The sequence below is a fragment of the Chondrinema litorale genome (assembly GCF_026250525.1).
In the GTDB taxonomy this organism is placed as follows: Bacteria; Bacteroidota; Bacteroidia; order Cytophagales; family Flammeovirgaceae; genus Chondrinema; species Chondrinema litorale.
Window position 1 is genome coordinate 26,010 of the sequence record NZ_CP111060.1, and the last position, 15,880, is coordinate 41,889.

The window sequence follows — 15,880 nt, forward strand, 5'->3', positions numbered from 1 at the left end:
ATCTTATAAAGATTTAAACTGTATGAAAAATAATCTAAATGCAGCTATTGAAGTATTATATCAGACTTTCTCGGAATATCCTCGTAATCCTAATATTGTAGGATGTCCATGTTGTGTATCAGATATGGATAAATCTTTATTACATACAAGCAAGTTAAGAGATTTAGTTGACGAAGATATATCTAAATATGCATTTAAAGCTATTACTACTTGGGGAGATGTAGATGATTTTAAACACTACCTGCCTAGAATTTTTGAGCTAACAGCCAAACAAGAATTGGCAGTTAATACATTTGTGGTTTTAGGTAAACTTAAGATAGCAGATTGGAGGAATTGGGATAAATCGGAGCAAAAAGCGATTAACGAATTTTTAATAGCTTGGTGGATTTATGATATAAACTGCAATTCACATCATTTTGATTTTGAAAATATGATTGAAATAAACAAGCTCATACATAATTTAACTTTTTTGCTAGAAAAGTGGATATTAGAAATAAATAGCTTGGGTTTCAAGAATTTTGTTTTTCTGATTGAAAATCATTTAGAGGATATATTACAAAATAGTGGTGATTTTAAAGATTTTAATATTAATGAAAATTCTATTTTGATTAATTGGATAAAAACTCATCAGGATAAATTAGGTGTAGATGTATCAAATCTAAAAGATGATTTTTTTAAGGATAGTGTGTTAGTAGCCAAAGATAAAATAGCTAATATTTAAAAACTGGATATCGTTAATGTTAATAGAAACAATAAATAGGTTGAAGAAAAAAAATATAGAGCTAAATAGAGGAGCTTCAATTCATGAAATAAGCAATGTAGAAAAACATTAGAATTCTTGATATTTCCTGATTTATCCCACCAAAAATAACTAAGCACCACTTTAAAACAGAATCAGGGGGTCACGTTAGTCCAGAACATGTAATTAACTACTTTTTAATTATATTTTTCAGAATATTCAATCTAATTAGATATAGCACTCACTTATAAAATCGAAAGTATGTTTAATATATTTAAGAAAAAACAATTAGTGATTCTACTCTTGGTATTTTAACATACAATAAATCGAATAGATCAGATGAATCGCATTGGTATGTTAAACGTAAGATTAACTCTGTAGATAAATTGGTGGAGTTTTATATTTATAATAATTCTAGTGGGATTAGTGAAGTTCAAAAAGCACTTGCTTTAAAAATTGAGAAAAAATACCCTGAACTAATCAATGACTTAGAAATATTTTTGAATACGAAAATAAAAGAAAAAGATTCAAAACACTCATTTTTTTCAACCCTTTCTATTCTAAAAGATTTAGAAGTAGGCTTTATAAATATTCCTAGTGATCCAACCGATTCAAGTTTTTGGGAAATTAATTATGTGGAAAAAAGAGGACTTGCCATTTATGGAATTGAAATAAAAAATTGGCTACCTACAGAGTTAGGCGTTTCAGCATAAAAAAGGGAGAGTGTTTCTACTCTCCCTTTTTTATGCTATCTAACAAGGCATATACTTTATCCCAAGTATCATCTTTGGTTTTATCATTTAACTTGGGAATCAGTTTTAATAGTTCTTTCTGAAATTTTGTGGTGTTGCTTGTTTTTGTTTTAGTTGTCTTTTTAGCAGGTAAAGCAACAGCTAGATCTGATACAGATGTTACTTTCATTTTTTCAGGATTCTCAACTTTAGCAAAGTCTGTTATTAATCCTTTGTTAGCTTTTACTTTTCCTATTAAAATATCTCTCTTTAATTCAGGATTACTTAAACCGATATTTTCTAATCCTTTAGCAAAATCGGCATCTCTCATAATTGTGCTTACAGAGGTATCAAATTGCTTGGCAATTTTCTCATTAGTCTTCAAGTTTTCATTTTGAGAACTCGCTTTTTCAGAGTCATCTTTGAGCGAGTTTTCATTTTGAGAACTCGGCATATAATTACCTCCATGACTCTTTTTCGTCATGAGATATCGCATACCTCTCAAGTAACTTCTTTGAGCAGTAGTAATATTTCGTTTACCCAATTGATTATTCAACATCCATTGTTTGGTTTCATCAATTGAATCAAAAGACATCTCTTTTATAGAATAGTCTTTAAGACTGTGTTTTAAAATAATGTCCCATCTATTATGCCCATCAACAATCACATTTTTTTCTTTCCAGACTACTATTGGATCACGTACACCTTCTTCAACCAGACTTTTTTCTAACAACTTAAATTCCTCTTCTTGTAAAGGAGGAATAAAGACCTGTAACTCATTTAGAATTTCAATATCGTTACTGTCTTTGATAAGTACAGGTAATTTCTTCTTTGGTTTCTTTGTTAAAACAGAATCAACTGTTTTGATTTTAGATTTAAAGTTTGCCATACTATTTAGTTTTATGCTGTTTGGATGGTTGCTTTTTTACCTTTTGTGCGTTTTACTACTTCATGAGCCAAGGTAGTAAAATCTAATGCACCATTACTTTTAGGAGCATGCTCAATTACACTTATTTTTAATACTACAGCCTCTTGTATGGCAGAATTAATTCTAACTTTTGTATCGAAAACTTTTTCTTTAAAGTAATCTACTAACTGATCTTCGATGTGCTGGCTAACATTAGTGTTTTTAGTTTGATTAATTAAAACACCTAAAAGGTTAATGTTTCTGCCTTGTAATTCAAGTAGGGGTTTAACCTGTTCTTCTATTATTTCTTCGAAAGTTAGAATACCATTTAAACTGTAAGCATCACCAGATTTAACTAAATACATGAATTGATCTGAAGCCAAAATTGAATTTGAAGCTAAAATACCCGCATCTGGCCTATTATCTATTAAAATGTAGTCGTAGTCTTTATTAACAGCTTTCAAGCTCTTAAAAAGCCTGAAATTAGCATCAACTTTATTGCTTAATTCATTATAAACAGTGGATAATGTAATATCGGCAGGAATTACATGTAATTTTTCAGAAAGTTGATGGATAGGAAGAATTCCATTTAAATATGTGTCAGTTACTGTTTGCTCGTATTCTTCGATACCTATACCAGTAGTTAAATTACCTTGAGGGTCATTGTCTATTAGTAATGTTTTATAACCCTGTTGAGCCAGAGCATAACCGAGGTTTAAAGTTGTAGTAGTTTTACCTACTCCGCCTTTCATATTTAAAATTGAAATTATCATGTTATCAAATTTTCTTTCTGTTACAAACTTAGTCCTATTCTGTAGATAATAAAAGAAACAAAAAATGTAAAAAATTTAATTTATGAAATAGTTGTGAATTTGGAAGCTATTAAAGTTTTTTTAGAATTTAATTTTACTATTTGTAATCTAATTTTTTGTTTGGTTAGTTTAAATAAAACAGCTTATTGCCAAATATCGAAGGATGCTATTTTTTGATATTGATCGTGTGCTATATAATAAAGAGAGTATTCAAAATGATTAACATGCATGAAATTTTTCCTAATGGAGTTAATCTGTCAAATCTAGATCCAGTACTTATATACTATCAATCAATTCCAGTAGAAAGAACAGAGTTAATGAAGATGAGTTGTTTGTGTGGTCTTCCAAGAGAAAAAAAGTCAACTGGATATTGAAAGGACAAAATATAAATTGTTAGATAAGCATATATTACATAATTCAATTTTGAATCATAGGATTCAAGAAAATAGTAAGCCAATCTATATGGCAAACCCACCCACAGTATCTCAAAAAATTAATAAAGTTAGCTCCATATCTGGACAAGTAGCAAAAGACTACCCCATAAAATTTTATTGAGTTTCCTGTTTGCATGAAGTCCAGATATAGAGCTGGAGGTCGAATAAATTTTTTGTTCAACCTAACCCCAGCTTTTATTATGTATCTTATTCAAAGCTATTCAGTCAATTCTTCTTTACAAGCAGACTTTTATATCCAATCAAAAGGAGTCAATGCTGGTAAACCAATGCGAGAGCCATCAGCAAATTGTTTCATTGTTTTAACGGATAGATCCCAGTTACTACCAGACTATTTTTACTATATGGTATTAGCAGCTTTCAACACAGGTATATTCAGAAAATATCTTTCCGGCAGTGTAATTCCATTTTTAACTCAAAAAGATTTTTCAAAAGCACTTTTAGAGTATTACAAGAGAGGAGGATAACTCCTCTTTTTTATTTAAAACATAATACATATTGCATAAAGCATTTTATGTAACACATAATATGTAATACATAGTAAAGATTAAATAAGATGTAAAATGCATTGTATATAACATAATACACAATAAGTAAAAAAGAGTACATTTTATTTAAAAAGTAATAGGTAAAATTTAAAGTGTTAAACTCATTATGCCATACATATTACTTAAAGCATAATGAATAAAATAGAATACATAAAAAGCTATACACATTATGTAGTGCGTAAAACACTTTAGTAGGTATAATCATGTAAATGATTGTTTAGATAATGTTTCCAATTGAGAATTGGATGTTGAGTTGAATGCAGGACACAAGCTTCAAAGCTTACAATTTTCGCTTCGCTACAAAAGTTCGCAATTAAGCTCGTATCCTGCAGGGATAGCAAGCGGGAACGGTATTTTTTACAAAAATACTGTTCATCACTCGCAAAAGCTTTGTTCCGCTTGCCCTACGGGGTGTTTTGCTCTATTAGAGCAAAGAAAAAATTAATTCACTATTAATTTTTACCCAAAAACAATTATAATTGACATTATAATACCTCTTTTAATTAATTATCAAATTAATTTTTTAATCTAATGTCAAAACTCAAAGCAGTTCCTTTAGAGGAAACTACTCATTCTTCTTTGGTCAAACTTTGTAAAGACCATAATAGAAAATTAAAAGAATTTACTGCACAGATGATCAGTTACTTTGAAAAAACTGGTATAGATCCTGTTGATTCAGAAGCTACAGATTTAAAAGAAACCATTAAACTTTTAAGAAAAGAGAACAACAGAGTAATTGGATTTATAAAGCAACAAGAAAAAACCAAGTTAAATCCTGTGTTGGATGAGTTAGCGAGATCTACTCAAGAGTTTAGAAAAAAAGCAGATCAACTTGATAAAGTAGGTGAATTATCAAAAAAAATAACCCAACTAATTAACAAAGAAGTAAGTGATAATAGAAAACATCTTGAAAAAGCAGAAGTGTTATTCTTAAATTACTTAGAAAAACAGCGATTAGTTTTCGGTACTGGAAAAATAAAACAGGATAATCTACAAGAATTAAATAGTACTTACCTAGCGTATTTTAAAACTTTAAAAGACTTATAATGTACATAGATTTCTCTGGAGGAAGTATAGGTGCAGATAATAAAGGGAGTGTAAAAAACCTGACAAACTATTTAGAGAAGGAACAAAAATTATTGGAAAAGGAGGGAAGATCAAGAGAGTTTTTCTTTAATCTGCATACAGATAATATTTTAAAGTACGAGGTGGATAAGGCAATAGATGGTCAGAAGAAAAGTGGTTTAGGGAAGAAGGATGCCAAGTTTTATATGATATCAATAAATCCATCAGAAAAGGAACAAAACCATTTTAAGAATGATCCAGAAAAGTTTAAAAACTGGGTTCAGAAAGAATATATGCCTCAATTGATTAGAGATTTTAAACGAAAAGGATTAGAGTCTGATAATGTTAATATTTTCGGTAAGCTGGAATATAACAGGTATTACAAAGGAAATGACGATGATGTTAAAAATGGAAAAGTTAAATCAGGTCAAAAGAAGGTAGGTAGTAATATGCATGTGCATATTATTATTGGGAGGAAAAGTATAGATGGAAAGTTTAAGTTGAGTCCTAATGCTAATTCAAGAAAAGTTGGGAAACAAGGAGCTGCAAAAAATGCCGGGTTTGATCGTAATGAACATAAGGTCTTTGTTGAGCAGAGTTTCGATAAAACTTTTAATTATAAAAGGGATATATCGGAGTCATTTGCTTTACGAGAAGAATTAAACAAAGTATCGTCAGTTGAACAGAAAGCAATTATTTTAGAAAATTATAAAAGAAAGTTTGAGGAGAATGAAAGATCAAAAGCATTAAACCAACCAAGGTTAAGAAAACTGTTATAGATGTGAGAAATAAATCACTACAAGAACATGTACTAAATTGAAATAATTAACCCTGTTGCTTTATAAAAGTAAGGCTCCTCTTAATAGAGGAGCCTTTTTTACATTAAATGTTTATACATATAATATATTATTTAATGTATAATATATACAAAATAATATTTTTTACATATTTTTATAACAATATATTGTTAAAATATATATATAATGTATATTTGTAATAATTAAACACATTTAAAGTATGAAAATAATCATCGCAAATCAGAAAGGGGGAGTCGGAAAAACTACTCACTGCATTTTATTTTCAAATTTTCTTACTTCAAAAATGGGGCAGGAAATTTTAATTCTTGATATGGATTTTCAATCAAGTATTAAAACAATGTGGGATGAAGATAAAGAAAGGTATGAAAATAGATCGCTATATGAAGTAATAGACTTAGGCTTAGATAGCTTTTCGCAAATAAAAGATAAACTAGCTAGTGTTGATGGGCATGTCATTATTGATCTACCTGGAAAAATAGATGATGATAATCTCATTGCAGTTTTCAAATCAGTTGATCTTGTGATATGTCCTTTTAGCTATGATAAAATTACTGTTGAATCTACTTTAATATTTGCCCAGGTTGTAAAGCATGTAAATCCTTCTTTACAAATAGTATTTATACCGAATAGGCTAAAGCCAAATGTTAAATACGAACTTATGCAGCAAGTAAATAATTTATTAAATGGCTTTGGAACCATAGCCCCCAAAGTTTCAGATCGTATAGCTTTTCAAAGAATTAACACAGTATCAACAGCACCTGAAATTGTTCCTCAAACTGAAGAAACCTATGGATACATTTTTGACAATTTTTTTAACTAGGAGTGCTGATGAATATCAAAGATTTGACAAAAGAAATAAAAGCAGGAAAACAAACTAAAAAAGAAACTGCACCAAATAAAAAAGAACCCCAAAAGAATGCTATAAGATTGCCTGAAGAACAAAATGAGTTTGACAATATAATGCAAAAGATAAATGACTTGGATCATTTTTCGGGTAATGCACCTGTATATCTTGATAAAGATTTACATGAGGTTTTAATTAAGTTGAAAGTCGCAGGAGAGCTAAAAAAAGTTTCTAATCTTATCTCATATCTTGTTGAGAATTTTATTAAAGATAATATCAACTCAATCCATAAGACATTAAACAATAAAAAGAACAGATATCTAGATTAACTAAATTTTAAGATGATTAAAGTAACTGATAACTATTATAGAAAACTTGTTGTGGAGATTTTAAGCCAATCTTTTGATGATAATAAAAGTGTTAATTATGTAATTCCACAAGGTAATAGAAGGAAAAATGCACTAATAAAACTGATGGAATACTCTTTTGACATTTGTTTGAAATTTGGAGAAGTATGGCTTTCAGATGATAAGAAGGCTTGCTCCTTGGTATTATTTCCAGATAAGAAAAAAGATACATTTCAAACTGTGCTTTGGGATATTAAACTGGCATTATACATTAAAGCAGTTAAAACTCTTAAGAGAGAAGGAAAGATTAAGAAACACCATCCCAAAGAGCCTTTTGCTTATTTATGGTTTGTTGGTGTGTTTCCAGAAGCACAGAATCAAGGCATTGGTAGTAAATTACTCAATGATATTATTGGAGAATATGAAAGAAGAGAACTTCCTATTTATTTAGAAACTTCAACAGAGAAAAATGTGCCTTGGTACAAAAAGTTAGGGTTTCAAATATTTGAGGAAATACAATTCACATACAAACTATTTATGCTCAGAAGAATATCAGCTTAAACTATAATTTCAACCAACTATGCTATTACAAGGCACACAAATGCATTTGGTAACTTTTATTATTACAAGTATAGAAGTTACCTTGCTAGGAATCCAATGTTATTACTTATTACAAAGACCCAGTGATAAAAGTAGATTATGGTATTTGATACTATTATTTTTACTGGTCCAATATAATACTTTTACTGGTTTATTTCCAGATGAGAATTTACCAGTACCATATCATTTACAAGTTGTATTGGCATATGCAGGGGGTGTAGTATTGTCTATGTATTTTGCTTTCTATTTTTATAAAGCTTTTAAGCTAGAACACTTAAAGTTTTTTGCTTTTTATGGATCTATACTGTTTTTGTTTTTACCATTTTTATTTGCCTTTATTATTCCATATTATTTAACTGATGATCTGGTATTAAGTAGAAAACTGATAGTTATCGTTCCTTTTTTTTATGCGTTAGTATTTCTATTTCATGTTGCTAAAGCTTTTAAAATTAAGTATAACAACGAAGAGAGTAAAGAAGAAGATCCTCTTTATAAGGAGAAAATAGTTTCCGTTTTGTTGGCATTACTATTTTGGATGTGTTTACCAATAATTACATTTTTTGGCGATTTTCAAGTCATAGAAGTTTGTCTAACAAATACTGGCTTTCTCATTATGACTATTACTTATATAAGATCATCAATTGTAAGGTCAAAACTTGAATATAAAGAGTTATTAGAATCTAAACGGGAGTATCAAAAATTAAACAGGAATCTTCATAAAACAGTTGATGAAAGAACTAAAAAATTAAAATTACTAAATCAGCAACAAATCAATACTTTCATTAATTTGGTTCATGAAACCAAAACTCCTCTGACATTAATAAATAATAGTCTTGATGATTACTTAATTAAACATGGTAGTAATGCAGAAATAAGAATTATCAAAAACTGCATTGATAAACTTAATAAGGATATTACAAATCTGTTCGATTATGAAAGGTATAAGAAAGGATTTAATTTTTTTGATCACAATCAAATAACAGATTTTAGTAGTTTACTTTCTTTAAGAGTACAACTATTCGGATCTACAGCCAGAGCTAAAAAAATATTACTATTAAATAGAATTGAGAAGGGAGTATATATTAAAGCTAGCGCTACTGCAATAGATCGCATAATTAACAATCTTATTGAAAATGCTATTAAATACACGAATGAAAGTGGAACTATTAAAGTTATTTTGTTTTCCAAAAAAGACAAGATCCATTTTGTAGTTTCTGATAATGGAATTGGTATTAAAGATGAGTTTCACAAAACCATATTTCAACCATATTTTCAACTTAATTCCCAAAAGAGAAATATTGATGGAATGGGTATGGGATTATCAATCGTAAATAGCATAGTAAAAGACCTTTCAGGTAAAACTGTAGTAAAAAGCAAAGAAGAAATAGGTACAAGAATGCATTTAGAATTCCCTGTATATAAGGGAATGATTGAGAATATTTCCAAGATTAAAATTGTAGATGAGGATTCTGTAACTCTATCAATTGAAGATATTGATGACAAAATTAAGGATGATAGTAGCCCAAATATTCTTGTATTAGAGGACCATCCTGAATTATTGAAATATGAAGGTGAAAAGTTGAGTGAGTATTTCAATGTGTATACAGCGCGGAATGGAATAGAAGCTTTAGAGAAAGTTAAATCTATAAATCGGTTAGATTTTGTTATTAGTGATGTAATGATGGATAAAATGAATGGTTTCCAGTTTTATAATGAATTAACTAGAATCCCTAAATATGCACATATCCCTTTTATATTTCTAACGGCCAAAACTGGCTCTAGAAACAAATTAAAGGGACTTGAGATGGGAGTTATTGACTATATTGAGAAACCATTCAATATACAAGAAGTCTTACTTAAGGTAAATTCAATAATAAACAACAATAGAAAACAAATAGAAGCAGTAGTAAATCAAGCCTATTACAATACCTTTAGTATCAATAATAAGCATGAGTTGAAAAAGTCAAAAAAAGAGTTACTAACAGAGTTATATGAAAAGTATAGTTTGACAGAAAGAGAGAAAGAAATTACAGAACTAATTATAAAGGGTAAAACTTATAAGCAAATAGGAGAGGAGATCAATATTTCTAAAAAAACAGTGGAGAGGCATGTTTATAATTTGTTTAGTAAAGTAGAAGTAAATAATAAACTGGAGCTAGTAAATATTTTTAGAGTTGAAGAGGGTGGGTATAAATAATACTTACCTTCATTTTTAAAGTAAAAAAATACAAAAAGCGTATAATGGGCTATTATGTTTAGTAAAATGCATTTAATGCTTCAATAGCATGCTTATGCCATTAAACAGATTTATACATAGCTGTAAAACTGAAATAATTTATCAAATATCATATATAAAAATTCCACACCTGAATAATTGTTTAGAATCTTTCTAAATAATTTGCCTTTGCAGTATCTCCTTTTTAACATTGCATCAAGTTTATTTAGATTAAATAAAAATAAATACTTGAGATAAGTGATGAAAGTAGTGATATATAAGAAAGGAGGATACAGTAATATTTTTTTTTCCATTCAAATTGATTTAGATATATGAAAATAAGATTACATAAATCAATTTTTTTGGACAAAGCATTCATCCTGTTTTGTTTAGCAGCAAATCTTTTAATTAGTAGTAATTGTTTTTCACAAACAGGAAAAATTTCAGGTAAACTTACTTTTGATGATGGCACTCCCATCGTTTATGCAACAGTTCATATTCCTGCAATTAAAAAGCATGCATTAACGAGTGAAGATGGTGTATATGAAATTGCAAGTATACCTTACGGCAATCATCAGTTAGAAATTAGTAGTGTAGAGATTCAAAAAACCACTTACACTTTAAATGTGAATAGTTCCATTGTAGATGGTACATTTGCATTAGCAAGGGCAGAAGCAAGTATGTTGAATGAAGTGCTTGTTGAGGGAATAACCGAAAAAAAAGAAATAGAAACCACAGGGTTTGCAGTTAATGTGGTTGAAACAAAATCGGCAGCACTGCAATCTGTACAAACCAACGATTTGTTAAATAGAGCTTCTGGTGTGAGAGTCCGTCAGAATGGAGGTTTAGGTTCAGCAGTAGATTATAACCTTAATGGTATGTCGGGGAACTCAGTACAGATTTTTATTGATGGTATTCCCGTCTCAACTTATGGCGCATCATTTAGCTTAAACAGTATTCCACCAGCACTGATTGAGCGAATTGAAATATATAAAGGAGTGCTTCCTGCACATTTAGCAGATGACGCCTTGGGAGGGGCAATTAATGTAGTTTTAAAGAAAGATGTATCAAATAATATATCTGCATCTTTATCATATGGTTCATTTAATACCACACAAGCTAATTTTAGTGGGATGTATCGTAATAAGCAATCTGGCTTAACTGTAAAGGTATCTGGCTTTTATAATTATTCAGATAACGATTATGAAGTTTGGGGAAAGTTTGTAAGAAATATATTGCCTAATGGTCGATATGATTATGTAAGAGCAAAGCGATTTAATGATGCATATAGATCAATTGGAGGCCAGTTTTCTTTGGGTTATACGAATGTAAAATGGGCCGATCAGTTTTTTATTAGCTATAATGGGTCAGATGATTACAATGAAATTCAGCATGGTACATACATGTCTATTCCTTATAAAGGAAGGTTTACAGAATCGCAAGCTCATGTAGCAGGCTTAGATTATCGAAAAAAAGATTTATTTACGAAAGGATTAGAAGTTACTTTTAATGGTAGGCTAAGTAAAAGAGACCAAGTTGTAAACGATACAGTAAGATGGAATTACAACTGGTTTGGTGAGCAAAGTATAGGTTTAAATGGAGAACCCATTCTAACTCCACAAGGAGCACAACAAGGCGCACCCACCATCAACCATATAGATAGAAATATAGCCACATTTAGAAGTGGAATTAGCTACGAGCTAAATGATCACCATAAGATTGTTTTCAGTCATGCTTTTTTTAATATCGATAGAACTCAACAAGATGAAAAACGCAGTGCTATAGAACGTGAGTTTGTAGGAACTAGAGATCTGCGAAAAAATATATCTTCACTTGCTTATGAATTAACCCTTATAGAATCACGCTTAAAAGGAAACTTCTTTGGTAAGTATTACCAACAGCATATAGACAGAATGGATCCTATATTGGTAGAGGAGAGTGGAGAGTCTTACCGTAGTGAAGATCGTGCAACAAGTAAAAGAAATACGACAGGTTACGGAATGGCCTTGTCTTTTAAACTAATACAAAATTTGGTTTTGCTAGCATCTGCAGAACAGGCAGTTAGAATGCCTTCAGAAAATGAGGTTTTTGGTAGTCCGGGTGATAATATTGTAGAAAATTTGGGTATCAACCCTGAGATTAGTAACAATGTAAATTTAGGTTTTCAGGCAGGTACTTATACCATTGGCGACCACAAATTTTCTGTATCCGCAACAGGTTTTATAAGAGATACAAAAGATAAAATTGTACAAAGAATTAATCCTAGAATTAATGATGCTGTACAAACTAATCCATACGAAAATTTAGGAAAAACAAAGTCTATAGGTTTCGAAGCTGAGTTGAATTACACATATAAAAAAGCATTGAGAGTAATGCTTAATACCTCAAAATTTAACTCTGTATTTAATACCCAATATGATGCAAATGGAAACCAATATAGCAATTATAACCAGCAGTTGCCTAACGAGCCTTTCTTTACAATAAACAGTTCTGTACAATACACTTGTAATGATCTAATAGCAAAAAACTCCATGCTAAATGTTTTTTACAACTTTGGTTTCGTGGAACGCTTTTACACCACATGGTTAGAAATTGAAGATTTTAGAACTCCCCAGCAATTTATACATGATATAGGAGTAAGCTACACTTTTCCAGATAAGAGATTTGTAGTAAGTGCAGATGCCAGAAACATTTTAGATAGGCAGGTATACGACAATTTTGCAGTGCAAAAACCCGGGAGAGCTTTTTACCTTAAACTGAATTACACAATAAATAATTTTTAAATAATTAAATGATCATTGACTACATGAAAAAATACCTATTAAGCCTTTTTATTTTTACAGCTTTTATATTTACCAGTTGTGATGATGATAGTGTGGAACCAGATGAAGAAATAACTGACCCAGTAGAAAGTCGTTGGGTAACAGTGGCAGGAGCACTTATGGGAGAAACTCCTGGAGATGGTAATGGAGGAACCATGATTTATGCAGTAAGTTACGAGGATGCCATCAATCCTGAAGTTTCAATTAATCTTTATGAAGATGGAGAAGCAGTAAAATCAAACAGAACTGCCCGTTTACAAGTTTCTGAAGATGGAAACACAATGTTTAACATTGCTTATGCAGGAGAAAACGGAGGCGAGTTTTCAAGATTTAATGTTCAGGGTGCTGCTAACTATGTGGAAGAAGATGTAACTGTAAGTATCGCTCAATATGCAGGAACAGCTCCAAGATGGGCAAAACTTTATGATGGAGATCAAACTGGTATAGCTGTTAATGTTGCTAATATTGCTGCAAACAACGCAGAAACAGAAGATCCATTTGAATATTACCGTGGCACTGCTACCGTATTAGCTTTAGATTTAGAAAATGTACTTATCTCAGATTATAAGCAATACGAGATTCCGCTTACAACAGAAGAAGAAGTAGCAGGACATGCAATATTCCGATTAGATGCTCCCGTATTAAACCAAGCTAAAGATAAATTGATTATAGGTACTTGGATGCGAAAATACGATCCTACAACAGGCGACCGAGAAAGCGAGTGGGATAGATTAGGTACTAAATCTGTCGTAGTTGATTACCCATCTTTAGAAAACCCAACCGTAATTACATCTACTGTTGCAGATGGTGACTGCTCTGGATATCGTAGCAATGTGAATTATCTTGCTGAAGATGGAAGCATATACCAAGCTACTCAAAGAGACTCAGATGGATCTCATATCCTAAAAATCACTACTGCAAATGAATATGATAATAGCTTTGATTTAAGTTTAGATGCTGCTTTAGGTGTTGATGATGTATACATACAAACTTGGAGATATGTAAGTAATGGAATTGGTTACATACTTTACAGATATGGTGAGTCTGACCAAAGCTATGTAGCACGTGTAGATTTGAATACTCAAACTGCAGAAAAAGTTAGTGAAATACCAGACGATAGCGATTTAAGTCTACACCAATACCAAGGTTTCTTGGTAAGTGGAGATGATTTATTGATAGCTGTTACACCTGTTGGCAAAGATGGAAATATATATGTTTTACATAGCCAAACTGGAGAAGTAACAGTAGGAGCCCAATTAGTAAACAATCCAGGAAACCACTATATAGGTGTATTCTAATAGGCATTAAATTAAAAGTGAGAAAAGATATAAATAGGTAATCCATTTGTATCTTTTCCTTTCCTCTTATTATCTAAAATAGCTTTGCTTAATTAACTTAATCACCTTCACATAAGATAAAATTTAACCTTCAAAAAATATAATGATGAAAAAAGTCTTTAACATCTTTATAGTAGCGGTATTTTTCCTGCCTCTATTTACAAAAGCACAATCACAAAATATACTTTTAGATAGAAAATTCTGGAGTTATAATCCATCATTAAATAAAGTAAAAGAGGAGATAAAAGCGGGTAACGATCCTGTGAAACTAAACCCTATGGGTTTTAATGGTACTACTACGGCAATACTTACTGGGCAACCATTAGAAACAATTAAGTATTTGGTATCTATTGAAGGTAATGATGTAAACATGCTTACACATGATGGTAGAAACTATGTGCATTGGGCAGCTATGAGAGGGGATGTTGAACTTATAAAGTTTTTAATCTCTAGAGGAGCCAAAACAGATATAGTAGATGACCATGGTTATTCTGTATTAAACTTTGCAGCAACTACAGGCCAAAATAATATTGAACTATATGATTACTTATTAGCAAATGGCTCTCAACTTTCAGAAACAAATCACGATGGAGCCAATGCTCTACTTCTTATTATTCCTCATTCAAAAGATTTTACTCTAATTAACTACTTTGTAAAAAAAGGTTTATCTCTAGAAGATACTGATAAAGAAGGAAATGGTGCATTTTATTATGCTGCTAAAGCAGGTAATATTGAAATAATGGACGAACTGATTAAGAAGGGAGTAGCTTATAAAGCTTTGAATGAGGCTGGTGGAAATGCAATGTTGGCAGCAGCACAAGGGGCTCGTCGTTCCACAAATTCTATAGATGTATTTAAATATCTTGAAGGTAAAGGAATTGAAGCGAATATAACAACTAAAGATGGTACTACACCATTACATTTTGTAGCTAGAAATGCAAAAGATACAGAAGTTATTTCTTATTTTATAAGTAAAGGAGTGGATGTAAACAGAGCAGATAGTGATGGAAATACTCCTTTAATGATTGCTTCACAGCGTGGAAACCTTGAAATAGTGAGTTTATTAGCAGGAAAAACTAAAGATATTAATACGGCAAATGATAAGGGCGAAACAGTACTTACCAATGCAGTAGCTGATAACTCAACAGAAATAGTAACTTTCTTATTAGATAAAGGAGCTAAAGTTGATGTAACAGATAAAAATGGCAATAACATTGGCTTTTATTTAATGAAATCCTACAGAGCAGGTGGAGCTCATGGTGGCTCAGCAGCTGGGCAAAGTGAAGCTGAAGGTGATCCGTTTAGCGAGAAATTAGAAATCTTAAAGAAACAAGGATTTAATCCTACATCTGTGCAAGCAGAAGGCAAAACACTTTTCCACTTGGCGGCTGAAAAAAATGATTTGAAGTTACTAAAAAAAGTGCATCAAATGGGCGTAGACGTAAACAAAGCTGATGATGAAGGCACTACTCCTCTACAAATTGCAGCAATGAAAGCCACAAATGATAAAATCTTAAAATATCTGCTTGAGATAGGAGCGGATAAAAGTATAACTACATCTTTTGATGAAACCGTTTACGATTTGGCTAGCGAAAATGAGATGTTACAAGCAAATGGTGTAAACATTAATTTCTTAAAATAAT

General features: G+C 30.9%; 14 protein-coding genes. 12 read left to right on the forward strand and 2 right to left on the reverse strand.

What is annotated here, in order from left to right; genetic code table 11:
- Positions 1 to 22 precede the first annotated feature (22 nt).
- A complete protein-coding gene (locus OQ292_RS37170; RefSeq protein ID WP_284689334.1) occupies positions 23 to 721 on the forward strand; it encodes a hypothetical protein in 699 nt (232 codons plus the stop codon).
- Between the two features lie 407 nt (positions 722 to 1,128).
- Positions 1,129 to 1,452: a hypothetical protein gene (locus OQ292_RS37175; protein ID WP_284689335.1), complete on the forward strand. Its 324-nt coding sequence runs from the start codon at positions 1,129 to 1,131 to the stop codon at positions 1,450 to 1,452.
- Between the two features lie 16 nt (positions 1,453 to 1,468).
- Here the strand turns inward: OQ292_RS37175 and OQ292_RS37180 are convergent, their stop codons facing one another.
- Together OQ292_RS37180 and OQ292_RS37185 are read right to left on the reverse strand one after the other, a co-directional pair.
- Positions 1,469 to 2,359, reverse strand: a complete 891-nt coding sequence (locus OQ292_RS37180) for a ParB N-terminal domain-containing protein (RefSeq protein ID WP_284689336.1) — start codon at positions 2,357 to 2,359, stop codon at positions 1,469 to 1,471.
- An 11-nt stretch (positions 2,360 to 2,370) separates the two neighbouring features.
- The gene (locus tag OQ292_RS37185) at positions 2,371 to 3,150 is read right to left on the reverse strand and encodes a ParA family protein (protein WP_284689337.1); all 780 of its coding nucleotides are present in this window, start codon (positions 3,148 to 3,150) and stop codon (positions 2,371 to 2,373) included.
- 673 nt (positions 3,151 to 3,823) lie between these two features.
- On the opposite strand from OQ292_RS37185, the gene OQ292_RS37190 reads away from it, so the two are divergent.
- From OQ292_RS37190 to OQ292_RS37235, 10 genes are all read left to right on the forward strand, one after another.
- A complete protein-coding gene (locus OQ292_RS37190) occupies positions 3,824 to 4,108 on the forward strand; it encodes a DUF6943 family protein (RefSeq protein WP_284689338.1) in 285 nt (94 codons plus the stop codon).
- A 612-nt stretch (positions 4,109 to 4,720) separates the two neighbouring features.
- Entirely contained in the window at positions 4,721 to 5,236 is a 516-nt protein-coding gene (locus OQ292_RS37195; RefSeq protein ID WP_284689339.1) for a BfmA/BtgA family mobilization protein, read from the forward strand.
- On the forward strand, positions 5,236 to 6,033 hold the full coding sequence (locus OQ292_RS37200) for a DUF5712 family protein (RefSeq protein WP_284689340.1): 798 nt from the start codon (positions 5,236 to 5,238) through the stop codon (positions 6,031 to 6,033). The genes OQ292_RS37195 and OQ292_RS37200 overlap by 1 nt, the downstream gene beginning before the upstream one ends.
- A 238-nt stretch (positions 6,034 to 6,271) precedes the next feature.
- Entirely contained in the window at positions 6,272 to 6,892 is a 621-nt protein-coding gene (locus OQ292_RS37205; protein WP_284689341.1) for a ParA family protein, read from the forward strand.
- Positions 6,893 to 6,900: 8 nt separating this feature from the next.
- Positions 6,901 to 7,245: a hypothetical protein gene (locus OQ292_RS37210; protein WP_284689342.1), complete on the forward strand. Its 345-nt coding sequence runs from the start codon at positions 6,901 to 6,903 to the stop codon at positions 7,243 to 7,245.
- Positions 7,246 to 7,257: 12 nt separating this feature from the next.
- On the forward strand, positions 7,258 to 7,824 hold the full coding sequence (locus OQ292_RS37215; protein WP_284689343.1) for a GNAT family N-acetyltransferase: 567 nt from the start codon (positions 7,258 to 7,260) through the stop codon (positions 7,822 to 7,824).
- Between the two features lie 19 nt (positions 7,825 to 7,843).
- The gene (locus tag OQ292_RS37220; RefSeq protein ID WP_284689344.1) at positions 7,844 to 10,060 is read left to right on the forward strand and encodes an ATP-binding response regulator; all 2,217 of its coding nucleotides are present in this window, start codon (positions 7,844 to 7,846) and stop codon (positions 10,058 to 10,060) included.
- Between the two features lie 350 nt (positions 10,061 to 10,410).
- Positions 10,411 to 12,861, forward strand: coding sequence for a TonB-dependent receptor (locus tag OQ292_RS37225; protein WP_284689345.1), 2,451 nt, complete (start codon positions 10,411 to 10,413; stop codon positions 12,859 to 12,861).
- A 23-nt stretch (positions 12,862 to 12,884) separates the two neighbouring features.
- Positions 12,885 to 14,198, forward strand: coding sequence for a hypothetical protein (locus OQ292_RS37230; RefSeq protein ID WP_284689346.1), 1,314 nt, complete (start codon positions 12,885 to 12,887; stop codon positions 14,196 to 14,198).
- Between the two features lie 142 nt (positions 14,199 to 14,340).
- Positions 14,341 to 15,879, forward strand: a complete 1,539-nt coding sequence (locus OQ292_RS37235; protein ID WP_284689347.1) for an ankyrin repeat domain-containing protein — start codon at positions 14,341 to 14,343, stop codon at positions 15,877 to 15,879.
- The last annotated feature ends 1 nt before the right edge of the window (position 15,880 follow it).